At 47.3% G+C, this 25760-nt stretch carries 28 protein-coding genes and 1 pseudogene; 10 read left to right on the plus strand and 19 right to left on the minus strand.

What is annotated here, in order from left to right:
• Positions 1–21 precede the first annotated feature (21 nt).
• Entirely contained in the window at positions 22–417 is a 396-nt protein-coding gene (locus tag QRX25_RS05070; protein WP_065981098.1) for a YhfM domain-containing protein, read from the minus strand.
• Between the two features lie 151 nt (positions 418–568).
• Here QRX25_RS05070 and QRX25_RS05075 point away from each other — a divergent pair, with 151 nt between their 5' ends.
• Positions 569–1819 carry a M48 family metallopeptidase gene (locus QRX25_RS05075; protein WP_212100848.1) on the plus strand — a complete coding sequence of 417 codons (1251 nt, stop codon included), beginning with the start codon at positions 569–571 and terminating at the stop codon, positions 1817–1819.
• A gap of 44 nt (positions 1820–1863) precedes the next feature.
• Here QRX25_RS05075 and QRX25_RS05080 read toward each other — a convergent pair whose 3' ends face one another.
• Positions 1864–3012, minus strand: coding sequence for a S8 family peptidase (locus QRX25_RS05080; protein ID WP_065981100.1), 1149 nt, complete (start codon positions 3010–3012; stop codon positions 1864–1866).
• A gap of 466 nt (positions 3013–3478) precedes the next feature.
• On the opposite strand from QRX25_RS05080, the gene QRX25_RS05085 reads away from it, so the two are divergent.
• A complete protein-coding gene (locus QRX25_RS05085) occupies positions 3479–4357 on the plus strand; it encodes an ABC transporter substrate-binding protein (protein ID WP_115997915.1) in 879 nt (292 codons plus the stop codon).
• 15 nt (positions 4358–4372) lie between these two features.
• On the opposite strand, the gene QRX25_RS05090 is transcribed toward QRX25_RS05085, so the two are convergent.
• From QRX25_RS05090 to QRX25_RS05115, 7 genes and pseudogenes are all read right to left on the minus strand, one after another.
• The gene (locus QRX25_RS05090) at positions 4373–4948 is read right to left on the minus strand and encodes a histidine phosphatase family protein (RefSeq protein WP_125122336.1); all 576 of its coding nucleotides are present in this window, start codon (positions 4946–4948) and stop codon (positions 4373–4375) included.
• Positions 4949–4998: 50 nt separating this feature from the next.
• Positions 4999–6090 carry an acetyl-CoA C-acyltransferase gene (locus QRX25_RS05095; protein WP_065981103.1) on the minus strand — a complete coding sequence of 364 codons (1092 nt, stop codon included), beginning with the start codon at positions 6088–6090 and terminating at the stop codon, positions 4999–5001.
• Positions 6078–7514, minus strand: coding sequence for an acyl-CoA synthetase (locus QRX25_RS05100; protein ID WP_065981104.1), 1437 nt, complete (start codon positions 7512–7514; stop codon positions 6078–6080). Before QRX25_RS05100 ends, QRX25_RS05095 begins: the two co-directional genes overlap by 13 nt.
• Positions 7515–7523: 9 nt before the next feature.
• Positions 7524–8081: a biotin transporter BioY gene (locus QRX25_RS05105; protein ID WP_065981105.1), complete on the minus strand. Its 558-nt coding sequence runs from the start codon at positions 8079–8081 to the stop codon at positions 7524–7526.
• 130 nt (positions 8082–8211) lie between these two features.
• Positions 8212–8781 carry a methyl-accepting chemotaxis protein gene (locus QRX25_RS19810; RefSeq protein ID WP_373925697.1) on the minus strand — a complete coding sequence of 190 codons (570 nt, stop codon included), beginning with the start codon at positions 8779–8781 and terminating at the stop codon, positions 8212–8214.
• Between the two features lie 189 nt (positions 8782–8970).
• A pseudogene (locus QRX25_RS19815) lies at positions 8971–9504 on the minus strand (protoglobin domain-containing protein); the annotation flags it as partial.
• Positions 9505–9626: 122 nt separating this feature from the next.
• A complete protein-coding gene (locus tag QRX25_RS05115; RefSeq protein WP_065981107.1) occupies positions 9627–11150 on the minus strand; it encodes an FAD-dependent oxidoreductase in 1524 nt (507 codons plus the stop codon).
• Positions 11151–11273: 123 nt separating this feature from the next.
• On the opposite strand from QRX25_RS05115, the gene QRX25_RS05120 reads away from it, so the two are divergent.
• Positions 11274–12131, plus strand: coding sequence for an SDR family oxidoreductase (locus QRX25_RS05120; protein ID WP_065981108.1), 858 nt, complete (start codon positions 11274–11276; stop codon positions 12129–12131).
• A 29-nt stretch (positions 12132–12160) separates the two neighbouring features.
• On the opposite strand, the gene QRX25_RS05125 is transcribed toward QRX25_RS05120, so the two are convergent.
• Positions 12161–12394, minus strand: a complete 234-nt coding sequence (locus QRX25_RS05125) for an IDEAL domain-containing protein (protein WP_065981109.1) — start codon at positions 12392–12394, stop codon at positions 12161–12163.
• Positions 12395–12709: 315 nt separating this feature from the next.
• Between QRX25_RS05125 and comK the strand changes: the two genes are divergently transcribed.
• Positions 12710–13288: a competence transcription factor ComK gene (gene comK / locus QRX25_RS05130; RefSeq protein WP_013351744.1), complete on the plus strand. Its 579-nt coding sequence runs from the start codon at positions 12710–12712 to the stop codon at positions 13286–13288.
• A 144-nt stretch (positions 13289–13432) separates the two neighbouring features.
• A complete protein-coding gene (locus QRX25_RS05135; RefSeq protein ID WP_115997917.1) occupies positions 13433–13804 on the plus strand; it encodes an iron chaperone in 372 nt (123 codons plus the stop codon).
• A gap of 47 nt (positions 13805–13851) precedes the next feature.
• Here the strand turns inward: QRX25_RS05135 and QRX25_RS05140 are convergent, their stop codons facing one another.
• Both QRX25_RS05140 and QRX25_RS05145 read right to left on the minus strand, forming a co-directional pair.
• On the minus strand, positions 13852–15063 hold the full coding sequence (locus QRX25_RS05140) for a GNAT family N-acetyltransferase (RefSeq protein ID WP_212100854.1): 1212 nt from the start codon (positions 15061–15063) through the stop codon (positions 13852–13854).
• 153 nt (positions 15064–15216) lie between these two features.
• Positions 15217–15927: a YrpD family protein gene (locus tag QRX25_RS05145; protein WP_065981112.1), complete on the minus strand. Its 711-nt coding sequence runs from the start codon at positions 15925–15927 to the stop codon at positions 15217–15219.
• Positions 15928–16122: 195 nt separating this feature from the next.
• On the opposite strand from QRX25_RS05145, the gene QRX25_RS05150 reads away from it, so the two are divergent.
• Positions 16123–16392: an excalibur calcium-binding domain-containing protein gene (locus QRX25_RS05150; RefSeq protein WP_065981113.1), complete on the plus strand. Its 270-nt coding sequence runs from the start codon at positions 16123–16125 to the stop codon at positions 16390–16392.
• A 31-nt stretch (positions 16393–16423) separates the two neighbouring features.
• On the opposite strand, the gene QRX25_RS05155 is transcribed toward QRX25_RS05150, so the two are convergent.
• The 4 genes from QRX25_RS05155 to QRX25_RS05170 form a co-directional block, all read right to left on the minus strand.
• A complete protein-coding gene (locus tag QRX25_RS05155; protein WP_003155166.1) occupies positions 16424–16741 on the minus strand; it encodes a YbjQ family protein in 318 nt (105 codons plus the stop codon).
• 41 nt (positions 16742–16782) lie between these two features.
• Complete coding sequence (locus QRX25_RS05160) at positions 16783–18252, minus strand: sodium:solute symporter family protein (protein WP_212100857.1); 1470 nt, start codon at positions 18250–18252, stop codon at positions 16783–16785.
• Positions 18249–18449, minus strand: coding sequence for a DUF3311 domain-containing protein (locus QRX25_RS05165; RefSeq protein WP_115997920.1), 201 nt, complete (start codon positions 18447–18449; stop codon positions 18249–18251). Before QRX25_RS05165 ends, QRX25_RS05160 begins: the two co-directional genes overlap by 4 nt.
• A 120-nt stretch (positions 18450–18569) precedes the next feature.
• Entirely contained in the window at positions 18570–18929 is a 360-nt protein-coding gene (locus tag QRX25_RS05170) for a YhjD family protein (protein ID WP_115997921.1), read from the minus strand.
• A gap of 150 nt (positions 18930–19079) precedes the next feature.
• On the opposite strand from QRX25_RS05170, the gene QRX25_RS05175 reads away from it, so the two are divergent.
• The 4 genes from QRX25_RS05175 to QRX25_RS05190 all read left to right on the plus strand — a co-directional run bounded on the left by QRX25_RS05175 (position 19080) and on the right by QRX25_RS05190 (position 22450).
• A complete protein-coding gene (locus QRX25_RS05175) occupies positions 19080–19706 on the plus strand; it encodes a TVP38/TMEM64 family protein (RefSeq protein ID WP_065981116.1) in 627 nt (208 codons plus the stop codon).
• Positions 19703–20218, plus strand: a complete 516-nt coding sequence (gene lepB, locus QRX25_RS05180) for a signal peptidase I (protein WP_013351752.1) — start codon at positions 19703–19705, stop codon at positions 20216–20218. Before QRX25_RS05175 ends, lepB begins: the two co-directional genes overlap by 4 nt.
• A gap of 142 nt (positions 20219–20360) precedes the next feature.
• Positions 20361–21839 (plus strand): monooxygenase, encoded by a 1479-nt coding sequence (locus QRX25_RS05185; protein WP_115997922.1) that lies wholly within the window; start codon positions 20361–20363, stop codon positions 21837–21839.
• An 86-nt stretch (positions 21840–21925) separates the two neighbouring features.
• Complete coding sequence (locus QRX25_RS05190) at positions 21926–22450, plus strand: MarR family transcriptional regulator (protein ID WP_045507146.1); 525 nt, start codon at positions 21926–21928, stop codon at positions 22448–22450.
• A gap of 36 nt (positions 22451–22486) precedes the next feature.
• Here QRX25_RS05190 and QRX25_RS05195 read toward each other — a convergent pair whose 3' ends face one another.
• From QRX25_RS05195 to QRX25_RS05205, 3 genes are all read right to left on the minus strand, one after another.
• Positions 22487–23644: an AbrB family transcriptional regulator gene (locus tag QRX25_RS05195; RefSeq protein ID WP_212100860.1), complete on the minus strand. Its 1158-nt coding sequence runs from the start codon at positions 23642–23644 to the stop codon at positions 22487–22489.
• A gap of 165 nt (positions 23645–23809) precedes the next feature.
• Positions 23810–25006: an MFS transporter gene (locus QRX25_RS05200; RefSeq protein WP_212100863.1), complete on the minus strand. Its 1197-nt coding sequence runs from the start codon at positions 25004–25006 to the stop codon at positions 23810–23812.
• Between the two features lie 15 nt (positions 25007–25021).
• Positions 25022–25642: a TetR/AcrR family transcriptional regulator gene (locus QRX25_RS05205; protein WP_115997925.1), complete on the minus strand. Its 621-nt coding sequence runs from the start codon at positions 25640–25642 to the stop codon at positions 25022–25024.
• Positions 25643–25760 lie beyond the last annotated feature (118 nt).

Below are 25760 nucleotides of genomic sequence, written 5' to 3' on the forward strand. Positions count from 1 at the left end.
CTTTTACATGAACTGATCCGGTCAGCTCTGCGATTCTTCCTTAATAATGCTTTGCACAAGCTTCGTATCATGCCGGGTCAGTTTGTAATACGTGTTTTTATACTTGTACAACATATAATTGCCGCTTTCGAGCCACATGCTGAATGAATCAAAACGGTCTTCATGGTATTGGACCGTTCCGTCGTAATCGGGAGACACGCTTTTGGTCAGTTTAACTTGTTTTCCTTGGTTCAAGATATCGAGCATATCTTTTACATTCTGCCTGTCTTTAATTTTGATTTCTTTTTTTCCGTGCTCAGACAGAATAATCAGATCTGCATTGCTTGATGTAAATACATCGCCGGTCCGGCTGTATACATAGAAGAAAGCAATAACCAAAAGGGCGATTACTACGATAAACGCGATTATTTTTTTCATATTCATCACTCCGTCTTTTAGTCTTTCCCGCTTCCTGTTGTTCCATTCTTTTCTGTTGTGAAAAGATTAACATCCGTGGAGGCTTGGTTCTATTTATTTGCATTTATGCTTACAATAAGAGTAAGTCATAAGGGTAAGGAGGGAGACTTCCATGCGCAAATGGATAGCGGCAGCGGGACTTGCCTATGTGCTGTACGGCCTTTTTTTCTATTGGTATTTCTTTATGACAGGAGACTCCGCCGTCCCGGAGGCCGTAAAGGGAACGAAAGCTGATCCGTCCTGGTTTATGGACCCGGGCCGCCTGGCAGCCGCTGAAAATTATTCAAATGTAAAGGACTTTTTGTTTTTCATCGGGGCGCCGTTAGATTGGTTTTTATTTTTTCTGCTGCTTATTACGGGGCTTGCCAAAAAAATAAAGCAATGGCTGGAAGCAGCGGTGCGCTTTCGGGTGCTGCAAATCGTAAGCTTCGTATTTGTAATTTCACTCATCGTTACGGCGGCATCGCTTCCGCTTGAGTGGGCCGGATACCGGGTTTCGCTTGCGTATCATATTTCGACGCAGACAACAGCCAGCTGGATCAGAGATCATGTCATTGATTTCTGGATCAGTTTTCCGCTGTTCGCCGTGTGTGTGCTTGTGTTTTACTGGCTGATCACAAAGCATACAAAAAAATGGTGGTTTTACGCTTGGTGTCTTACGGTGCCGTTTACCCTGTTTTTGTTTTTCCTGCAGCCTGTCGTGATTGATCCTTTATACAATGATTTCTATCCGTTGAAAGACAAGGAGCTTGAAAGCAAAATTTTGTCGCTTGCCGACAAAGCCGATATTCCGGCAAGCCATGTTTATGAAGTAAATATGTCGGAGAAAACGAATGCGCTGAATGCGTATGTGACGGGCATCGGTTCGAATAAGCGCATCGTTTTGTGGGATACGACGCTTAACAAACTGAAGGATCAGGAAATTTTGTTTATTATGGGGCATGAGATGGGACACTATGTCATGAAGCACGTGTACATCGGACTGGCCGGGTATCTGCTGCTGTCATTGGCTGGGTTCTATATCATTGACAAGCTTTACAGGCAGATGTCCAAATCCTTCGGCCGAATGTTTCATATAAAGGGGCCTGAAGATCTGGCCGCTCTCCCGCTGTTATTGCTGCTTATATCCGTGCTCAGTTTTGCTTCTGATCCGATTACGAATGCCGTCTCCCGGTATCAGGAAAACGCCGCCGACCGTTACGGCATTGAACTGACCGGAAACCGGGAAGCGGCGATTGAGACGTTTCAGGACTTGGCCGTTACGGGACTGAGCCGGGTCAACCCGCCGTTTCTCGTTAAAATTTTCAGAGGGAGCCACCCGTCGATTATGGAGCGGATTGAACATGCGGAGGAAGAAAAATAATAAAAAGCCGGCGGGGCCCAAGGCCGACGCCGGTTTTTTATGTTTTACTGAGCTGCCGCCTGTACGTTGATCAGCCCTTTTCCATAGTAGAAAGAATCACCAAGTTTTGTAGTGGTGTTTTCTAAACTGCTGCGGACTTGAGTGTTTGTCCAGTTCGGGTGCTTAGAAAGAATCAAAGCAGCCGCTCCGGCAACGTGCGGAGATGCCATTGACGTACCATTATACGCCCCGTATTTGTTTCCAGGAAGCGTGCTTTGAATAGATACGCCAGGTGCCATGACATCAAGCTCAGGTCCTACGCTTGAGAAAGATGCTCTTTGGTTGCTGCTGTCAACAGCGCCTACTGCAATGACAGAAGGGTATTTACCAGGATAGCCCACTGTGCTTGAGCTGCCGGAAGTGCCTTCGTTACCGGCTGCCGCAACGACTACAACACCGGAAGCAACGGCTTTGTCAACTGCCGCTTTTAGAGCTGCAGAACCAGAAGGTCCGCCTAGGCTCATGTTAATAACGTCCATATTGTTTGCGATCGCCCACTCGATTCCGTTAATGATCCAGCTGTATTGGCCGGAACCGTCAGCACCGAGAACTTTTACAGCGTAAAGTGATGCGCTTGGCGCAACGCCTAATACACCGATTGAGTTATTAAGAGCCGCAACTGTGCCGGCAACGTGAGTTCCGTGAGAGTTGCTGTCTTGGAAAGGATTTGTTTCAGAAGGAACCATGCTGGCTCCGCCTGCTACGTTTAAATCAGGATGAGAAGAATCGATACCGCTGTCGATAACCGCTACTTTAACATTTGATCCAGTGTAGCCTTGAGAGTGCAGAGCAGGAGCTTTAATTTGTGATACGCCGTAAGGCACGGACTGTGCGTACGCTTTTGCAACGTGATCTTCTTCAACGTAAGCGACGCTTGGGTCTTTTTTCAATTCTTTTACAGCTTTTTCGTTTAATGTAGCTGAAGCTGCATCTACATATTTGAATTGCTTTTGCACTTTCCCGCCTTTTTCAGAAATGACATCTTTCTTCTTAGCGGCGCTCATCGTGCTCATTGTCTGTTTAAACCCGACAATATATTTCTTTTCCCCGTTTGATTTCCCTGCCGCCTGGGCAGAGGATGTGCTGCCGAATGCCATCGTAAAGATTAACGCTAAAGCAAACAGCAAACTGATCCATACTTTTTTGCCTCTCACTCTTTATCCTCTCCTTTTTTTCATTTGCAGAATAACCAATAGACAGATTATTCTGTGGATTAATTGTATAGTATGGAATAATATTTTAGTAGACCCAATTTTTTTCAGATTGTTTTATTTCTATTTAGGTATATCATCTCTCTTTCGTTTCGTAGGAACTCGAAATATTTAAATTTTAATGGAAAAAACCGATGGATGGACATGAGTAAATGTACACAGGCGCAATCACTCGCTTGTTTCCTGGGTCGAACGGTTTGTTACCATTTTTGGGGGTTGTTCCAAAAACAGGATAAATGTCACCTTTTGTTGAATACAGAAGACTGATGGAAACGAAAGCGGAATCAGTCTTTGGCTTTCTTGACCGAGAAAAGCTGTGAAACCATTTTATAAAAATAATGATAATGAATATCATTGATGCTGATATTGTCAATGATATAATTGCGGAAAAACGAAAGAGGGTGAACTGATGAAACCGATTTTCAGTATGCTGCTGATCTTATCCGTCCTCTTCATACCGGCATGTTCAGAACCGGAACATGGGACCGCCATCAGACATGATCTCGGGACCGCGCATGTGGCAGCGCACCCGCAGCGCGTCGCCGTATTGAATCCGGGCTTTATTGATACCCTCCATGATCTCGGCATAAAGCCGGCGGCTGCGGCCGATGACCGATCAGAGCGAAACGGCGGAAGTCCTTCTGTCGGCACCCGATCACATCCCGACCTGAAAAAGATCGCTTCGTTAAAACCCGATCTCATCATTGCAGACTCAAGCCTGCACAGAGGGATATACCATAAGCTGACGAAGATCGCTCCGACAATCGCTTTGAAAAATGAAGATGCGGATTATCAGGATGCGGTTGACGCTGCCTTGACCATTGAAAAAGCGGTCGGTAAAAAGGACATCATCGAGAAACAATTATCGGCTCAGGAAGAAAAGCTGAATGAAAGCAAAAGAAAGCTGGATGCAGAAGGCGGATCGATTTTATTAATCGACGCTGCAAATGGCGGCATTTCCGTAAAGAATGATCAGTTTTTCACGTCCCGGCTTTTGGCACTCACGGGGTTTACATATGCAATCCAGACAGCTTCGGGGAAGAAAAACGACCATATCAAAATGACGCCCGGGCAGCTTTTGCGTATCGATCCTGATTACATCGTGCTGTTGGGCGGGGAGAAAGAGCTCGGAAAACATCCGCTCTGGAAACAGCTGACAGCCGTGAAAAATGGACGCGTCTACCGCGCTGACAGGGCGGTTTGGACGGAGCGCCGGAGTATTGACGGTGCGGATGCCATATTACATGATCTTCAGAAAAAAATGCTCGCCAAAAAGGCCCGACACTGAATGCGGGCCTTTTTATTATGATTCCGAAAGGTGGCTGCTTACATTGTAATCTTTGACGCGCCACTTATTTTCAATCCGTTCGATATTGCTTAGGCATGCATTGACAAGCTTTGCATTTTGTATGTCGGTGTCACCGTCAGAAATGGCGGACAAGAGGGCGTGGATGGCTGCGCCGTGAGCGACGATCAGTACTTTTTGGTCAGGAAACCGTTCCTGAACTTTTACTAAACCGGCCAGCATTCTGTCTGTCAGTTCCTCTGCGGTTTCCATGTTCGGGTAGTTTTTATCCGGGTAGCGCTCTGACCGTTCCGGTAAAGACATTCCTTCCGCATCACCGTAGCTCCGTTCTCTGAAATCTTCCATGACGACAACGGGAAGATTCAAAAATCCGTTAATAATGTCAGCTGTTTTTCTGGCTCGTTTCATCGGGCTTGAGACGATGACATCCCATTCGAAACCCTTTAAGTATTCTCCTGTTTCTTTCGCCTGACGCTCTCCCGTCGCATTTAGCGGAATATCCGTTTTGCCTTGAAGCTTCTTTTGGGCGTTCCAATCAGTCTCTCCATGTCTTACTAAACAAACGGCAGTCATAATGTCTTCACTCCGATCATTTTTTATCAATATCATCTATTATACTGCCGTTACGTTAACACTTCAAAGAGAAGCGCCAGTCCGACTCCCCCTCCGCTGCCGATCGCAGCTGCTGCGTAGCGGGCATCCGGCCGTCTTTTTGCTTCATAAAAAAGCCGGGAGACAAGCGCCGCCCCGGAAGCCCCGTACGGATGCCCGATGGCCAGAGCGCCGCCCCGGACATTTATTTTAGAATATGGCACTTGAAGCTGTTGTGAAAAGACGCATATTTTGACGGCAAACGCCTCGTTGATTTCGTATATATCAATATCATCCGGTGACAGGTTCCGCTCCTTCAAAAGCTTTTTGACGGCATAAACCGGAGCTGCTGACGGATAATGCGGATGGACGCCGCTTACCGCGCTTCCGATAAAACGCAATTTCGGTTTTAAACCGAGGGACCGCGCTTTTTGTTCTTCCATTACACAAACCGCCGCCGCCCCGTCAGAAATGCCGCAGCTGTTGGCGGCGGTGACAGAGCCTCCGGACTGAAAGACAGGTTTGGCACGGTCGATAAGAGGCTCCATGTTCCGTTTTTTCAGCATGTTTTCGTCAGCGGCGAACCCGTGACACGGGAGGATTTCCCGTCGGTACAGGCCGTCTTCGTGCGCTTTGACGCTCCGTTCATAGCTGAGGAGGGCATATTCGTCCTGCATTTTTCTCGTGACTGCGTAAGCCTGTGCCGTATACTCGGCTGCTATGCCCATATCAGGATCGCCGATATGTTCAGGTGAAAAACGCGCGCGGGAAGAAAAAGGGGAGCGGCTGCTGCTCTCCGCTCCTCCCGCGATGTACGTGGTCCCCGCACCGGCTTTTACAAAATGGCACGCGATTCTCACGGCGTCCAGCCCGGAACCGCACTGCCTGTCGATGGTCGTCCCAGGCACGCTCAAAGGAAGCCCGGCCGCCAAGGCTGACAGCCGGGCGAGGTTCCCGCCGCGGCCTGTCGCATTTCCGATCAGAACTTCATCAATGTCTTCGGGCATGTTCCGGCTCAAATAGCGGATCAGCGGAGCTGCTAAATCTTCAGGAAGACAGTCTTTTAACAGGCCGTTTTCCCGGGCGAAAATCGTTCGTTTCGCATCCGTAATTACAGCTTCCATTCCATCATTTCCTTTGCCTGCTTTTGTATGGCGGCACGGGCGATCTTTCCGCCGGCTGTTTCCGGTATATCTGAAAACAGCCATTTTTTCGGGATTTTATATGCCGCCAGCTGTTCGCGGCACCGTTTCTTCAAGTCCTTTACATTTGCATGCCCATCGATCACCGCAACGGCAATGCTGCCCCAATAATCATCGGGAACGCCGGTTACGGCCGCTTTTCTGACACCCGGACAGCCGTTGAGCACACGTTCAATCTCTTCAGGGAACACATTCAGGCCGCCGGATACGATCATCCCGTTTTCACGGCCTTCGATATAAAGATAGCCTTCACTGTCGACATACCCCATGTCATCAACCGTCATCCACCCGGAATCATCAGGCTTTGCGCCGTTGATGTATCCGGAAAATTTCATCGGGCTGTTCACAAAAATCTTCCCCGTTTCGCCCGGCATGCAGCGTTCTCCTCCGGGACGGCGGATTTCGACTTTAACATTATCAAACGGCCGGCCCGCCGCGTCAGGCTTTCTCACGCTGTCTTCCGGCGATAAGAATGCCACGAAACTCAGCTCGGACGTTCCGTAAAAATCGTATAACAGTAAATGAGGATAACGATCTGACAGCGCTTGTTTAGACGAAGCGGGCCAGTCCGCGCCGGAAGAAATCACCTTGAGCGGTTTATCAGGAAACGCCTCGGCCGAGAGCAGGGCGTCCGTCATTGTCGGTACGGTATATAAAACATCGGCTTGTCTCAGCCAGTCTTTTATTCCGGCCGGATTGAATTTTCTTTGAAGGATGACGGTTCCCCCGATAAATAAAGTGCTGACGGCACCGTACAAAAAGTGTGATGAGCGCATCGTGCCTGGTACGAGCACTTTGTCTTTAGGGGAAATACCGAATTCGCGTTTCGTACAAGTAAAGCTCTCCAGCCACGAACGGTGGGAGCGGGTGAAGGCTTTCGGCTTTCCGGTCGATCCCGAAGTGAATCCGGTATAAAAGGGCAGGCCGGCGTTTTTTATAAATGCGCCTTCCGCTTTCTCCGCCTCGATTAAAGGTTTGCATTCATCCCACAGGATGACAGGCGTTTTGACGCCGTCCAGCCTGCCGCTCAGCCGGCGATCAGCAATGACGACATCGGTGTTGCTGATGTGCAGCTGATCTGCGAATTCCGCCGCTGTCGAGCGGGGGTCTAATGGAATTGCCGTGCAGCCGGCATGCGCTGCGCCTGCGAATAGTTGTAAAAAAGGCATTCCATTCGGCAGTAAAATCGCAATGTTTTCCGGCTTATCTGAAAGGCTGCCAAGCCAGTTTGCGGTCTGGTTTATAAGTCTATTCCAAGTTTGATAGGTTATCTGTTCTGTTTCTGTCTGAATTGCGATTTTGTCCGGTGTTTTTCCGGCTATATCTGAATATGTTGATGTAATCATGATGTCTCATCAGCTTCCTTTCGTAGGCAAAAGCCGGCTTGCTTGCAGTGTTTTTCTGATTCTTACGGCTGCGAATGAGGATGCGGCCGCTTTAAGCAGATCTCCGGGCACATAGATGAGGCTGAGCTTTACGGCAGTCATAATATCAATGTGCATCATAACAGCCTGAACGGGAATGCCGATAACATACAAAAGCAGCACGCCGAACAAAAACTGTCTGATAAACAAATGGGGGACGCTGGCTGAGCGAAGGCCCCGAATACTGAGGCTCAGCAGTAATGCCGCCAGCGGATATGCCACGAGATATCCGGCGCTCGGCCCGAAAAAAACCCCGAACCCGCCTCTTCCGCCCGAAAGGAGAGGTGCTCCGCATGCCACGATCAGCAAAAACAGCAATTGGCTTAAAAAAGCCGCTTTCGGTTTTAATATGCTTCCTGATAAAAGAACACCGATCGTCTGAAGCGTAATCGGAACCGGCGTAAAGGATAAGAAAAGCGGCGGAAGCAGCCCCAAAAGTCCCATAATGGCAGCAAACACGGCAATATGCATCATTTCTATTAATTTCATTATGTATTCCTCCAGCTTATCAAAATATGTTTATACAATAAAGCGAGTCTTTATATATGTCAACTTTATTATATTTTAAGTTAACATAAAAAAGACCGGCCCTTTATGAAAAAGGCCGGTCGGTCTAACTTTATTCTTCTGTGAGGATAACAAGTGAATCAACGGATGATGCAACGTGGGAAACGGCGCGGCTGACTTCTTGTAGGCCGCCGAGAAAGGCCTGTAAATCAACGTCGATTTTGCCTGTCTGGTCTTTGCTCGTTTTCATGCTTTGGACGATGTCATCAAACAGACGGTTGATCTGCGTCATTTTTTCTTTCGTTTCACCTACGAGTCCGTTTACATCTTTAATATGTTTAGACACGATGTTGATTTGCGTATTGGTATTGTTCACAAGCTCTGAAACGGTGGAAACGGTTTTTTTCGTATCCTCTGAAAGCTTTCTTACCTCCGTCGCGACAACGGCGAAGCCTTTGCCGTGCTCTCCGGCTCTCGCGGATTCTATTGAAGCGTTTAATGACAGGAGATTCGTTTGCTCGGCGATCCCCGTCACGATCCCGAAGATTTTTTCGATCTGCTGGGCAATGTCATTCAGCTTATCCATTTCTTCTTCAATCTGCAGAAGGCTGGCGTCGATTTTGTTCAATTGCTTCTGCTGGCTTTCAAGCTCTTTTTTCCCGCCGATTGATTTTTCTTCCACATGGACGGAAGTGACGGTGCCGGCTTTTGAGGCCTCGGAAATGTCCTCGGATTTATCGACGAGCTCCTGTACGGCTCTGCTCGTTTCTGAAAACAGATCAGCGAGCGATCCGGATGTTTCCTGAATTTTTTGATGAAGACGGGCTTTCTTTTCCTCTTGTTCGTCACGCTGGCAGTTATATTCGGTCTGGAACGCTTCAAGGACGAGCTGCTGTTCAAGATTCAGTATTTTCGTCGTCGCTTTGATCGCTTTTAACAGCTCATGCAAATCCGGGATTGATGCTTCATATATGTTCATCATCGACAGAAGCAGATCCTGAAACGCTCCCATATACCATTTCGGTTCAAGGCCGATCCGCAAGTGGATGGATGCGATGCGCTGTCTTTTCTCAATGAATTCATCATCAATCGTACCGGCGAACATCTCGTGGATATGGCGCCGTAATGTTTTTTTCAGGCGCTCGACCGTGCTGTGGTCGTTAATGATCGTCATTAACGATTTTTCGTGATCCAGATTTCGGTAAAAGGAATCGACGATTGTGGAGATATGTTCTTTGATTAGAGGCTGCAGCTCTTCAAGCACATGAAGTTCTTCGTTTCCCAGCCTGACCATTTTCAGCTGCTTTTTGACATCTGCATATTGATTTGAAAGCTCGATGCGTTTTTTGCCATCGGCTTCTGAAAAATAAGCTGTTTCTTTTTTGCGGTCTTTTTTAAATAACAATATAAGTTCCCCCAGATATTCTCTTTTTCTTTTTATCGGTTTGGAAGGAACTTGAATGAAGGAATCTGATGAAAATATTTTAATGCGAAAAAAAATAAAACCATTCGTTCAGAATGGTTCAGTCAATCTTGGGTGATGCGTTTCAGCGGCTTGATGGCGGGGCCTTCGGCAACCTTGCCGTCAGGTGTGAACCGGGATCCGTGACAAGGGCAGTCCCACGTCCGTTCACCGTCATTCCATTCAACCTCACAGCCTAAATGGGTGCATGTCGTATCGACAAGATGCAGACAGCCTTTTTCGTCTTTATAGGCGCCGGCCCGTTTGCCGTTGACCGTTACGATTTTTCCTTCTCCGGGCAGAAGAGCTTCAGGTGAAGCGTCCGGCCTCTCAAGTTTGCCCGAGATAAGGTGTTTGGCTACGTCGGCATTATAGGAAATCAACTTTTTCAGTCCGGGATCTGCGTGGAAGCGTGACGGAATAAACAGGCCGGAAAACGGGTTCTTTTTGTTTTGGATGTGATCAGCCAAAAGCTTCGCCGCGAGCGCTGAGCTTGTCATGCCCCATTTTTTAAAACCGGTCGCCGCCAAAATATGATCTTCACCGCCTGAGATCGGGCCGATAAACGGAATTTTGTCAATGGTGACGAGGTCTTGTGCAGACCAATGATATGGGATGCTTTCGACTCCGATTGTATCTTCCGCAAATTGTTTCAGCGCTTCATAATGTTTGGACATTTCGTTTCCTTGGCCTGTTTTGTGGCTTTCGCCGCCGACGAGCACCAGTTCTTCACCGTTCAGCTCTGTATAGCGCAGTGATCTGGACGGCTCGTCTATGCTGAGAAACATACCGCCGGGATACGCTTGTTTCGGTTTTACCGCCAGGACGTAGGATCTGCTGGCATACATTCTCGTGGCATAAAGGCCGCCGCCGTCATAAAAAGGAAAGTGGGAGGAGCACACAATGTAGCTGCACTTGATGCCGTGTCTGTTTTTCGTGACCACTTCCGGCTGCGGTTCTTTTTTAATGTCAATTGCCGCCGTCTGTTCAAAAATCTGCGCCCCGTTTTTGACCATCTCTTTCACGAGCGCCGCGCCATATAAAAGCGGATGGAATTGCGCCTGATTCTTCATAGCGAGGCCGAGCCTGCAATCAACGGGGACGGGAAGTTCTTTTACAAGCTCGTGTTCAATGCCGAGCTTAGTGTAAGCTTCCTGCTCGCTGCGGATTTTTTTGACGCCTGATTCCGTATTGGTGTATATATACGCGTCTTGTTCAGTCAGTTTGCATTCAATTGAAAGGTCTTTGATAATCTGCTTCATATCTTCCATAGCGCGAAGATGGGCTTCGAAATACAGCCTTGCGCTGGTCAGTCCGATCTGCTGAATAAGATCGGCATAGATAAAATCATGCTGGGCGGTGATTTTAGCGGTCGTTCCCGCGGTCGTTCCGTTTAATATCCGGTCCGCTTCTATGACAGCGACACGGAACCCCCTTTTCGTCAGTTCGTATGCCGTTGTCAGGCCCGTAATTCCTCCGCCGATAACCGCAACGTCGCATTCCGTATCTTCAGTCAGGGCGGGAAAGGAAGGAATATCAGCTGTTGCTCTCCAATAGGAAGCAGGTTCCTCGTTTGAAAAAGAAGTCAATTCAGATTACCTCCTCTGTTGTATATTCTTAATTTTTCCAATAAGGCTATATTCATACATGAAATTCGTATAAGATGCTCAAATTACTCATAATATAGTAATTAATGTAAAGGAGTGATCAAATTGGCTAATCAGAAGAAGAAAACCTTGCCGCCGCAGCATCAAAACCGGCAGCCTGGCTTTGAATATGTGATGGATCCGCGCCCTGTGTTTGACAAACCGAAAGCGGCGAAAAAACTTGAAGGAAAAACCGCGATTATCACGGGCGGGGACAGCGGAATCGGACGCGCCGTATCCGTTTTGTTCGCGAAGGAAGGCGCAAATGTGGTCATCGTTTACTTTGATGAGCATCAGGATGCCGAAGAGACGAAGCAATATGTAGAAAAAGAGGGGGTAAAGTGTCTGCTGATCGCAGGTGATGTCGGCGACGAAGCCTTTTGCAACGATGTCATCCGCCAGGCGGGCCAAGCCTTTCCTTCTATTGACATCTTAGTCAATAATGCGGGTGAGCAGCACGTACAGCCGGGAATTGAGAAAATCACGAGCCACCAGCTCATCAGAACGTTTCAGACGAATATTTTTTCAATGTTTTACTTAACGAAAGCCGCGCTCCCCCATCTGAAAAAAGGAAGTTCAATCATCAATACGGCCTCCATTACCGCCTACAAGGGCCATAAAACATTGATTGACTACTCAGCGACAAAAGGGGCGATCGTTACGTTTACAAGGTCTCTTTCCCAATCTCTTGTCACTCAGGGCATCAGGGTAAACGCAGTGGCGCCGGGGCCGATATGGACGCCGCTGATTCCGGCGAGCTTCTCGGCAAAGGAAGTGGAAGTTTTCGGCTCAGACGTGCCGATGCAGCGCCCGGGCCAGCCTGTTGAAGTGGCACCGAGCTATTTATACTTAGCAAGCGATGATTCCTCATATGTCACAGGCCAGACGATACATGTGAACGGCGGCACCATTGTAAACGGATAATATAAAAAAGCCAATCCATATGGATTGGCTTATTCACTCTGTTTGAGTGCGGTATATTCTTTGGACAGCGTAAGGAACGCTTCTTTATTTTTATCATCAAGCGCTTTGTTAATCTGCTCTGTCAGCATGGCGATCCGGCGTTTATACAAGGATTCATCAAGCACCATTTGAATGTAAATATCGGCCATTGTCACATCGAATTCATTTGCTTTTTGCGTGTTGCGGGACTTCATGAGCTCAGTGTACGATTTCTTCTCTTTCATAAAGAATCCCCCCAATGCCTTTTTTATAGTATATGGATAACCGCCGGAAAAATCAATTAATTTTTATAATTTTTAGATAACTAATACTTGGAAATATATCGACATATCCTGCAAATTGACGAAAAAACGAAAAATAACCATGTATAAATGATATGAAATGAAAAAGAAAAATAATATTTAAGTAGTAATTTAAGACTAAATTATATCTTTAAAAGGTGATTTTTAGCTATATTCAAAAAAAACCTGTCGTTTTCCAATGACAGATGATAGATTATTAGTATAAATTTTCAAGAAAAGGATTGGAGGCTGCACATTATGTGCCAGAAAACACACGCACCCTTAGAAAGCTACGAAGTAAATCGTTCAACCATCGCTGTTTTGCCTGAGGAAATAGACGGTAAAATGGGGTCGAAGGTCATTGAAAAAGACTGCATTCTGTATGTCAGCATGAAGCCGATTCACATCATTGACAGAAGCTGCCGCTACTTTGGCTCAAGCTATGCCGGGAGAAAAGCGGGAACGTATGAAGCGATTAAAATTTCTCACAAGCCGCCGATTATGGTGGACCCTTCAAATCACATCTTTTTATTCCCTACACTTTCTTCAGCAAGGCCTCAATGCGGCTGGATATCTCATGTGCACGTTAAAGATTTTCAGCCGACCGCATTCGATGACACAGCGGTCACGTTCTCAAACGGCAAAACGATGGAGCTGGAAGTATCCTACCATTCTTTTGAAAACCAAGTTTACAGAACCGCCTATCTCAGAACCACTTTTCAGGACAGGATGGGCAGCCATATCCCCAAGCGGCAAGAATTCATGCTGTACCCGAAAGAAGAGCGGACAAAAATGATCTACGACTTTATTTTACGGGAGCTGGGGGAGAGATATTAGAGAAAGCTGTGATGTGAGGGACGGGCCCTTTCCTTTTGGGAAGGGCTTTTTACGATTGACATGCCTGGGCAGAGTTGTATCGTGTCCGTCTGTTGGCTATGATGATGTAAAGAGTAATTGCATTTTATTTTAGGAGAGATTGGCATGGATGTGTTTGCAAAATATGTATCGGAAATCGATAATCCGGATCACCGTCTCAAAGCAGAGGAAATCTTGTCGTGGACGGCTGGTCAATTTCCGAGTTTAAAACCGCAGATCAAGTGGAATACACCGATGTTTACTGATCACGGCACGTTTATTATCGGCTTTGCAGCAGCGAAGCATCATGTAAGTGTTTCCCCCGAAGAAGCGGGTATTGCGCATTTTGCCGATGACATTGCCCGTGCCGGCTACAGCGCCACTTCCCGTTTGTTCAGAATTCAATGGACTGATCAGGTGCATTATGATCTGCTAGAAAGCATGATTCAATTTGATATTAAGGAAAAGACAGACTGTTCAGGGTTTTGGCGGAAATAAACAAAAAATATGTAAAAAAAACAACCCTGAGCAGGGCTGTTTTTTTATTAAAAGTAATCCGAGAAATAAGGGGTTTGCGTCTCCAGCAGATCCTCAATGAATTCCAATGTGTCCGGTGCGCATTCGATCCGGCCTGTGCGGTGAAGGTACTCCGGTTTCCGGTATGCGAATAATAATGCCGTCATCGTCTGAATATCCAGCTTTGCGGCATCAGCATCACCGCCCCGGCTTAAAACGGCTTTTCCTTCAGGCGAAATCTCCGCGGTAAAGACTCCCTGATTCCATTCAAGCAGCGGATCTTCCAGTGTGAAAGACCATGTCCGTTTCTCTTTTTGCGGTTTAAAGGGATACTGATTGATAAATTGTTCAATATCGACAATCCGGGCCATAAAATAAGGAGAAATCGTCTCCTTAATTTCGGCATCTTCTAACAAAAAGGCGATCGGCTCATTAGAATAATTGTCGCCGACGACTTTTGTCACCATGGAGAAATGAGCCGAGATAAAGTTCCACAGGCCTCTGCGCGCTTCTTCATTTACATATACCATTTCTTTAATATGAAAAACTTCATCTGCAATCCAGTAAAGAACATAACCGTTTGCCTGTCTGGATTGATCATAATACACGGCAGCCGTAAGATCTTCTAAATCCCAGCGCCAATACTCATCCCATGCCAATTCATTTCTGATCATGGCCGCATGGTTTTTATGAGCGAATCGGCTGTATACTTCTTTAATGACCTCATGTTCCGGATCGACGCGTTCCACTTCGCCCAAAACGTTTCTCATTTTCGGGAGCTGAAAGTCTTTTACCTCAAACGTCATTTTGTCACTGATAATTTCCCAGCCTTTTCTTCTGTAGTAAGGGATGGAGTAGGGGAACAGATAGGATACGGACTGACCGCGCTCACGCATGTCAACTAATGCTTTATATAACAGTCTCGCCATTAATCCCATATTGGCGTATTCGGGATATGTTCCGACCCCCGTCACGCCGCCCATTTCAAATGTTTTATTAAAAATCCGGACTTGAAAAGGGTAAACGGCTGCCTGTGAAACGAGTTTGTCTTTGTCAAACCAGCCCAATACATGCGCTTGTTCCAATACGGGGAGTTTCGCGGAAGCGATTTCGGGTTCCTTCCATCCCACTTCATGCAGATTGCTGTTCGTTACTTGGAAAACATATCGGAGCAGCTGATTAAATTGCTGCAAATGTTTCGGTTCGACTTTCTTTAATTCAAGCCTTTTTTCTCTGTTCATAAATGTCTCTCCTGTATGAATAATGACTGAACGTCAATCATTTTATGGTTAACATAAAGTATACATGAAAACCCGCCGTGTTTCCAATTTTTCACCCGCAGCAATATTGACATAACGAAACGCACGATGCAGGAATCGTGCGTTCGGCGTTCTTTATTTGACGACAGACATGCTGACGCTGTTTCCTGACACCGCCAATTTGGCAAAATCCTGTGTATCAATCACAGGAGTGACTGCTTGATTGTCGATCGTGATGTTTGTAAAAGCTGTTGAGAAGTTTGATTTGATGTAAGGGCGCTGATCCTCTGATGTGACTGCGACAGTGGCGAGCGCTTTCCATTTTGAGATAGATCCTACATTTGTCTGGGCGAGTTCTGAAATGATGCGGCCGGTGTATCCGTCATTATTCGTGCCCCAATATGTGGCGCGGGTATTGCCGTTCATATTTTTGTAAATGGTCAGCTGTACGGTGCTGCCGGGACGGAAGCCTTTCGTATAGGTGAATTGGCTTTCTCCTTCCAGATACCGGACCTGGCTTTGTCCCTTTGAACCGACTTTCATGATCGGTTTCCATACATGATAAGTTTCACTGTACTGAAGCCCGATATCAGCCTCTGTGCCTCCGGTAAATCCTGAGTAAATATAGGCTGTCCCATTTGATACCTGAATCGAGCTTGGAAGCTGAATTTTCGTGACGAGCACAGAACCCGTACTGTTCAGGTAGGCCCTTCCGCCGATTCCTTTGCTGAGCTGGGACGCCGCTTCCGCCGTATTGGGGCTGATTACCCCCGGAATATCCGCCGCACAAGCGCCGAATAGAACGGCTGAAGTGAGAACACCCGCAAGAAGCCCTTTTCTCATCATCATTTCTCCTCCTATCATCATAGTCTGATAGCGCTATCAATTCATATTATAAAAGGTTTTGGAATAAATTCCATAAAAGTAATGCGGCAGGGTGTAAATTAAAACTTTTTTCCTATTTATCTTGAAAATGGAGATTATTTAAACTATGATATGTTCAGCAATACCGCATGACTCAGGAGAGGGGATACATCGAGAATGAAAAAGACGGCAGCTGTGGTTTTGTCTTTCGGTCTGGTGTTCGGATGTTCATACGGAGCTGGGCAGACGGCAGAAGCGAAAACAAAGGTGAAAACGTATCAAAACTGCAATGCGCTGAATAAGGTGTATAAGGGCGGCGTAGCCCGGTCTTCGAAAGTGAAAAACAAGGGCGGCAGAACGAAGTACAAGCCGTATGTATCAAAAGCGCTTTATAATGCAAATAAAAGACTCGACCGTGATAAAGACTATATCGCCTGTGAGAAATAAAAAAACAAGCCGCTTAAAAGGGCTTGTTTTTTTAAATTGATTCGGCGGTGACGGCGGTTCCGTATCCGATTAATTCGGATGTGTTCTGTCCGGCGGTCAGTTCGAACCGCAGGCCGACGATGGCGTTGGCTCCGAGCTGTTCCGCTTCTCTGATCAGCCGCTCTTTTACCGCTTTTTTGGAGTCTTCCAGCATCTCGGTATAGCTTTTCAATTCGCCGCCGACGACAGATTTTAAGCCTGCGAGCAAGTCTTTTCCGATGTGACGGGATTGGACGATGCTGCTTGTCACTAAGCCTTTTACCTCAGTAATCTGTTTTCCGGCGACGGTTTCAGTCGTTGTCATAATCATACGGCTTTCCCCTTTCATGTGTCTTACCGCTATCTTACCATTTAAGCCGCTTTTTCGGCTGCACTGATTTGTTTTTTTCTGACTGCTGCGCTGACTGCAAACATGACGGCAGTGTTTAAAACCAGCGCGATGATGCCTGTATTCATATCTTTAACAGTCTGCGGAAGAAACGGAAAGAGGGTTCCGATGGTTGATTCAGTCAGCGTGATGAAGGCAACCGTCCCGACTCCGGCCGTTATGCCGGCAAAAGCGCCGTGGCTTGTGATAAACCGCCGCTTCGGCAGGCTGAATAAAAGCGCGGGGAAAAGCTGGGTGACAAGGCTGTAGCCCATTAAAAGCAAGGTGACGATGGTATTTCCGCCTTTCAGCGTAAAATATACGGAAATCAGAGCGATGACGGGTACAGCGTATTTTGCGAGCCGCGAGACTTTTTCGTCAGGCGTGCCGGGCAGAATGGCTTTGTACACATTTTTGGCGAACAGCGTGCTTGAGGCCATTAATATCATTGAGCCGGGTACGAGCGCCGTCAGAATGCCCGCCGATCCGATCAGTCCGACAAACCAAGGATCAAAGGTTTTCACAGACAGCTTTAATAGGGCGAGATCCGTGTCGGCCCCTTTTAAACCGGGCACCTGCAGAATCGCCGCAAATCCGGTAAAGATGACAAACAGCAGGACGAGCTGATAAAGAGGCATGATGATCGCGTTTTTCCGAAACACCCGCGGATGCTCCGCCGAATAGGACGCGGCAAAGGTGTGGGGCCACATATAAAAGCCGAGGGCAGTCAGCAGGACGGTTGAGCTGAACCACGAAACGCTCTGCCCGGTATCAGAAAGCGTGAGGAATCCGGGTTTTGCGGCGTCGATTTGTTTGAACATCTCCGTAAACCCGCCGTAGTAATGAATGGGCAAATAAATGCCTAAATACAGGACGATGCCTAAAATCATAATATCTTTGACGACTGATATCCACGCTGAACCGTGAATGCCTGAAATCATTACATAAATCGTGATGGAGACAGCGCCGATCCAGACTGCGGCTGCTGGCGGAATCTGTCCGTATGACGTTGCTGAAACAATTAAACCGAGCCCTTTCAGCTGAAGGACGAGATAGGGGATGAGAGACGCGATGCCGACGAGCGATACGAGAATGCCGAGGAGCGGGCTGTTGTATTTTGAAATGAAAAAATCTGACTGCGACATCAGTTTGTGTTTTTTTGCGTATGTCCATACGGCAGGCAGAAGCCAATATGACAAAATGTAGGCAAGGCAGCCGTAAGCGACAATGTAAAAGGCGGGACCTCCTTTTCCGTAAGCCCATCCGCTTCCGCCGAGGAATGTGAAGGTCGTGTATATTTCTCCCGCCATTAATAAAAAGACAAACATCGTGCCGAAGCCTCGTCCGCCCACCGTCCATTGTTCAAGGTCCATCTTTTTTCCTTTTCGGGCGCGGATTCCGAGATATACACAAAACAGGAGCACGGCGGCCATTACGGGAAATGCTGCGTTCATTCCGCCTCACCCGCCTTGTTTTCTCTATCCAATTTGTAAACAGCAGCCATCAGAACCGATGTCAGCACCGCCCAGATGACGACGTATGCAAGAATGAAAGGCATTCCGAAAACATAAGGCGTCACCCGGTTGGCAAATGGAATTCCGGCGAGAATTCCGAAAAAGGGCAGGGCAGCGAGAACATGAATCAGTTTCATAACATTCCTCCTTTTCATTGAAAACAGCGTGTCCCGATTATAAAGAAAATAATGTTGAATGTATAGTGTGAATAGTCTGAATTTTACTGATTGAAAAGGAAAAGCAGTCCCGGCTGCTTTTTAAATGGTCGCGGCAGACAGGTAATATTCCAATAAGGCGGTTACCTGTTCCCGTATTCTCGGGTTGAAATAACGGTGTTTTTCTTCATAGCCGTTAATGGTGCATATATAAAGTGTAAATGCTTCATCTCTTTCCGCTTCGTATATTTTGATTTTACGCTTTCTTAACTCTTTTCGAACATCACTCAAATCCTTTTGTGCTAATTTTAAAGAGCAGCTGATAAGCTGTTTATAGGGTTGTTTTAATTTGAACGGGCACGAATCAAGCGCTTCGAGGTCCCGGTTCAGGATGGCAGCCGTCATGGGCAGAAACAGACCTTTTTCAATGAGATCGCGGGTGCCGTTCCGGATATCAGGCATAAATACTCCTTCTTTCTAAATTACGAACGTTTGTTCTTATTTTATACTCGCTTACACGATATTTCAAGCCGGAAAATCTCGTAAACATTTTCGTTTTTTGGAGATAATGTGTAGAATAAGGATAGACAAACTCGTTAAGGAGTATAAACGTTGGAGCAATTTATATCATATTTGACTGAGGAGCAGCTGACGGAGTGGTTCCAAAGCTATAGAGCTTTCGGCCCTGCGGCTGCGGTTTTACTGCCTTTTATTGAAGCGTTTCTTCCGTTTTTGCCGCTTGTTGTATTTGTGGTGGCGAATACGAATGCATTTGGGCTGTGGGAAGGCTTTTTCCTGTCGTGGCTCGGATCTGCGGCGGGATCAATGCTGATGTTTTACGCCGTCCGCCATTTCGGACAGAAAAGAGCTTTCGGTTTCATCCGCAGGCATCAAACCATAAGGCGGTTGATGCTCTGGGTTGAGCGGCACGGTTTCGGTCCGCTGTTTATTTTACTTTGCTTCCCCTTTACGCCGTCCGCTGCGGTTCATGTCGTTGCCGGCCTGTCACGGGTGGGGGCGCTGCAGTTTATATCAGCAGCCGCTATGGGGAAAATGGTCATGATCTTTATGATCAGCTTTATCGGGTATGATCTTCACGCACTCATTACACAGCCTTTCCGGATGGCGGGCGCCTTAACAGTGATCGCGGTGCTGTGGTATGCCGGAAAGCATATCGAACGGCGTTTACAGACGAGAATCAGTCAGCATGAGAAAGACGGAGGGAGACAGGAATCTTGAAAAAACGATTTTGGTTTATAGCCGGCGTGCTTATCGTTGTTTTGGCCATACAATTAAAAAATGCCATTTTTATTGATTATAAAGTCGAAGGAATCAGCATGAATCCGACCTTTAAACAAGGAAATGAGCTGATGGTCAACAAGTTTTCCCATCGTTACAAAACGATCCGCCGTTTCGATATTGTCCTGTTTAAAGGCCCGCACCACAAAGTGCTGATCAAACGTGTCATCGGACTCCCGGGCGAGTCCATCACTTACAGGGAGGACCAGCTGTTTGTGAATGGAAAACGGGTGGCGGAACCGTTTTTAAAACCGTTAAAGTCATCATTGTCCGCCGGAAGCCATGTGACCGGTGATTATACGTTGAAGGAAACGACCGGCCGCAAGAGGATACCGAAGGGACAATATTTCGTGATTGGCGACAACCGCATATACAGCCTCGACAGCCGTCATTTCGGACCGATTAAGGATAAAGACATTGTCGGAGTTATCAGTGAATCAGACGCCAAGTGAACGGCGTCTTTTTTTAGAAATGATTGTCAAAAAGCAAAGGAAAGATTATAATAGAATTGTTACGCGCGAAACAAAAATCATGCGTTTTATTTTTAGTCATTTTGTTACGTGTGTAACAAAAATGCGAGAGAGGGCTGATAAGATGGAAACACAGGCTGCCATTATCGGGGGAGGTCCTGTCGGGCTCATGCTTGCCTCAGAGCTTGCGCTTGCCGGAGTGAAAACGACTGTCATTGAACGATTGAAGAAGACGGTGCCATATTCTAAAGCGCTTATTGTGCATCCGCGCACACTTGAACTTTTTGCAATGAGAGGCATCTTGGAACGCTTTTTGGATAAAGGAACGAAGGTGTCTTCCGGCCATTTTTCGATGCTGGATACACGGCTGGATTTTTCTCGGCTGGATTCTAAGCAGAATTATTCGTTAATGCTGCCTCAGGCAGAAACGGAGCGGCTTTTGGAGGAGTATGCATCAAGTTTAGGCGCGGATATCATCCGCGGGGCAGAAGCGGTGGCTCTTACCCAGTCGGATGACGGGGTGGAGACGGTGTTCCGGGACGAAAGCGGTATCCGCACCCTGCGCAGCTTATATGCCGCGGGTACAGACGGAGCGGGGAGCATTGTCCGGAAACAGGCGGGCATCGCTTTTTTGGGGACTGATGCCGACTTAATAGGAACCCTTTGTGATGCCGTTTTGAAAAATCCGCCTGAATCCGCCTTTTTTTCAGTTTGCCGTCTGCAGGGATCGGTTGTCATTGTCCCTCTTTCGAACAAACTTTTCCGCGTCCTTATCGTTTCTCCGCACGCTCCGCAAAAGCGGAAAGAAGAGCCGGTTACAGAAAATGAGCTGAAAGAAGACCTGCGGGAAATATGCGGCACTGATTTCGGATTGAGTGATCCGGTGTGGATGTCACGGTTCGGCAATGCCGAGCGTCAGGCTGAACAGTACCGCTCCGGCCGGGTTTTTGTGGCCGGGGATGCGGCGCACATTCATTTTCCCGCCGGCGGCCAAGGGCTGAACACGGGGCTTCAGGATGCTGTCAATCTCGGGTGGAAGCTGGCGGCGCAAATTAAGGGAAAAGCGGCGCCTCATCTTCTGGACAGCTACCATCAGGAAAGGCACAGCACGGGAAAAGAAGTGTTGCACAATATAAAAACCCAGATAAAGCTCATGGATTTTACCGAGTCAGGGATGGCATTAAGAGATACGATGACCGCTTTGCTGGATTTTCAGGAGTCGAACCGTTTATTGGCGGGAAAAGTATCCGCGCTTGATTTGCATTATGAACCCGATCCGGAGCTGCCCCCTCATATGCTGAACGGAAAACGGCTGCCCGATATAGAGCTGACTCTTCATGACGGCCGGCCCGCCCGGCTGTATGATTTTCTGCACAAAGGAGCCTTTGTGCTGCTGTCATTAAGAGGAAGCATTCCCGCCGGCATTGACACGGACAGCGTGGAGTTTGTCAGGGCGGAGCTTTCTGAAACACGTGCCGATTGGGATGACGTTCACTCCGTTTTGATTCGGCCGGACGGCCATGCGGCATGGGCAGCCGGCGGCTCAGGACGTGAAGCGGAAGAGACCGTTCTGGCCGGTATGGAGAGATGGGGATTCATCTGATACCCTTTTTTCGCTTGTGTGATTGTTTCTTGCGTAACAAAACGTTATAGTAAAAGAAACAATCAATACGGAAGGGTGACCCGCAGTTGGACAGAAGACAGCCAGACCATGCAAAACACATGATTCTTGAAGGACTGACAGACATTTTCCACGAGCAGGAGAGGTGTCAGGAGGACATCAGGGCATCGTTAGCAGGACGGATGGACGAACTCCGTGAAGAAAACGGGAAAAAACTTCAGCTGACCTTGACGGAAATTCACATTTTATCTTGTATCGGAGATCATGAACCGATCAATGTCACATCAATAGCGGAAAAAATGAAGACGACAAAACCGACCGTATCGAGAAGCTGCGCGAAGTTTTTGGAAGCCGGTTTCCTGCGCAGAACCCGGCTGAGCGACAATAAAAAAGAAGTCTACTTCCGGCTCACTCCTGCCGGGAAAGAGCTGCATTCCCTTCATCACAAATATCATGAGATGATAAAAAAGCGGCTCTTGGCGTTTTTGGATCGCTATACAGATGAAGAACTATTATTTGCTGAACGGCTGTTCCGTGATCTTTCAGCAAACTGGCGGTCTGTAAATGGCGGCGGAGAGCAGCTGTTAAAATAAAAAACACGCATATGGATGCGTGTTTTTTTATTCAGCTCAGGTTCCTCTTTCTGCCCGGGCTCTCTCGCCGTGTGTCCGTTTCAGCTGAGAAAGGTGATGCAGCAGGCGATAGAAAGGCGGGAGCATGGCGATCACGAGAACGATCCGGATGACCTGAACCGCAACGACAAAAGTCGAGTCCTCATGCAGAGTGATCGAAGTTGCCGCCATTTCGGCGATCCCTCCGGGAGAGAAGGCGAGAACCGATGTAATCATTGAGATGCCCGTTAATTTAGAAACGGCAACCGCGCTCAGGATCATTGCGGCGATTAACCCGACCGAAGAAATAAATCCGACGGTCAGCACTCTTGTCACACCGCTGAACATGCTTTTGTACATTTTTGAACCGATTGTGGCGCCGAGAAAAATTTGTGACAGCTGGTTCGCTTCCGGCGGCCACCAAGCCAGCATGTCTTTTCCCGCCAAGGCGGACACGCCGATTTCCGCACAAGCAACGCCGATCATGCTGCCGAGCAGCCAAGGAGCGGGAAATTTCAGCCGTTTTGCGGCTTTACTTGCAAGCCAGGCAGCCAAAATAAATCCGGCCGTTAACAAGACGGGAATAAGGCCCGGATGTGAAGCTCCTGCTGAAATGGCTCCGGCTGATGTCTGAGCCGTCCCGTTTTGTTTGGTAAATAAGAAAATGACGAGAAACGGTATCGTCATAACGACCAAAAGGACGCGCGTCAGCTGAATGAGGCTTACAATCGCGGTATTGGCGCCGACTTCCTGGGCGATACCGGGCATGGCGGATAAACCGCCTGGCGCCGTGCCTACAAAGCTTGTCATCATGTCCGTCCGGCTGAACCGAAAGAGCACGTATCCGGAAACAAGCGCCATCACGATAGAGAAAATCAGCATAAAGCCTACTGACAGCCAATGTTCCCGTAAAACTGAAAGCACGGACAGGTTCAGTTTCTGGCCGAGTTCGATGCCGAGGATCATTTGCCCAGCCGCAAGCCATCTGCGGTTAATCCCTCTTCTGTCAGCCGCCATGAACAGCCAGCGGGGCCGCGTCATGGAGAGGATGCAGCCGGCTGCCAGCGTTCCGAGCATCCAGGCGATCGACATCCCTGTAAGCGAAAGAAGAAACCCCCCTGCCGCACTGATAAGAATAAACCAGATATCCGTAAGGAGATGTTTGTCTTTCTTCAATGAAAACCCTTCTTCCTGAAACATTCATATTAAATTGTTAAGCTCGTTAACCTTACTATTACTATAGTATAGATTTTGAGATAAATAAATAATGATTTATTTCTCGTAATCCATTCATTTTTCTTATCATAAACAAAAAAAGCTCCGGAGAAGAGTGAGTACACTCTACTCCGAAACTTCACTAACCTTACCTTTCCATACTAGGGTCAGCCCCAGACCGAGAAATAAGACCACACCTGCGAACAGAAACGGGAAGTGAATATTCATATCAAATAAAATACCGCCCAAAGCCGGGCCGAAAATGGTGCCTAAACTCGTGTATGTTGAGTTCATTCCGGCAACAAACCCCTGTTGATTTCCTGCGATTTTGGATAGGAAAGTAGTCAGTGCAGGGCGCAGTAAATCAAACGCAAGGAATATGATGCAAGTGACAGCAAGCACGGGCAAAAATCCTGACATCACCGTAGATACGAAAGCCAGAACAGCGCCGACGATCAGACAAAGCTGGATGACCTTTTTCTCCCCAAGGGAGTTGACAAGCTTGCCGAATGCGAGCACTTGAATGATGACCGCAACAATGGAGCTGAACATAATGATAATGGCAATATCTTTTGGCGTAAAGCCGAATTTATGGTTTGTAAATAAACTGAATACCGTTTCGTACGCCGACAGCCCGAATGCCAGCACAAAGACGATGATAAAGGCGATTAGATAGCTTGGATGAATCGACTTTTTCAAATCTTTTAAGAAGGTTGACTCTTTGACGCTTTCCAACTGCCGTGCGCGTTCTTCTTTTGTCAATGGCTCTTTCAGCATAAAGATTGAGGAAATCACTGCGATAAAAGCAATGCCTGCGGCAAAGAAAAACGGCATACGAACGCCGTGATCGGCAATAAAACCTCCTATGCCGGGCCCGATGATAAACCCTGTGCTGATGGCCGCAGATACATAGCCCATCGCCTTCGATCTTTCCTGCACCGTCGTAATATCTGCGACATACGCTGTAACAGCGGGCATGATAAAAGCTGCGCTGATGCCGCCCAGCACCCTTGCGAAATACAAAATGGAGACATGGGTGCCCAATCCGAAGGTCAGCTCGGATAATGCGAACAGAAACAGTCCGGCGAGAATCATGATTTTTCTGCCGAAGCGGTCAACCCATCTCCCGGCAATGGGGGATGCAATTAATTGAGCGAAGGCAAAGGCAGCGACAAGGTACCCCATTGTACTGCCCGTCAAGTGCATCACGTTCATAAATAGCGGCATAACGGGAATGATCAATCCAATGCCTAAAAACGCAATAAATATGTTGCCTAATAAGATGATGAGTACAGCTTTTTGTTCTCGAATCGGTTTTTGCATGTTGTTTCTCCTTTGTCAGCTGTCATTCCGTTTATCAGCGTTGATCGACCCGTGAATAAACACGGAGATGGCTTCCTTCTGCAATTCTTTTCTTTGCTGAATGGAATCGTTTTTATATAACACATCTAAACCGTAAAAGACGGATAGCAGGATTTTTACTTTTGATTCGACATGATGAATGGACCAGCTGCCGTCTTGATTTCCTTCTTCTAAGATCTCTCTCATCACATCGTCATATTCAATATCAATTTTATTGAGCCGCTTGACGACCTCCTCAGACGTAAACGCACTCGCATAAAACTCTTCACTTGCCCTCATCAGCGGATAATTGATGCTCATCCGGCTGAGCAGCTCTGCAAAGCCCGTCAGCTTTTCGGCAGCATCTTTCAGATCAGCTTCCATTTCCCTCCATGTCTCGATCATCACGCGATGATCCTCTTCCATGATATGAAGGAACAGAAACTCTTTTCCTTTAAAATGATGATATAGGTTGCCTTTGCTGATCTCGGCCGCCTCTAAAATGTCTCGAATCGTTGTTTCTGAATAACCTTTTTTTGCAAATAAGTCACGCGAAGCGGATACGAGCCTATTCTTTGTCTTTTCGCTCTTTCCGGCACCGCCTTTTGTATTTGTCACTCCACACAAATCCTTTCCGCCGTATTCATGTTATTGTCCTTTTTTCTTAAAAACCGACCAGTTGGTTTATTTTATTATAAAGTGTTTTTGCTGATTATACAATGAAGAAGTTATCCGT

Source organism: Bacillus sp. L381 (assembly GCF_030284525.1).
GTDB lineage: Bacteria > Bacillota > Bacilli > Bacillales > Bacillaceae > Bacillus > Bacillus amyloliquefaciens.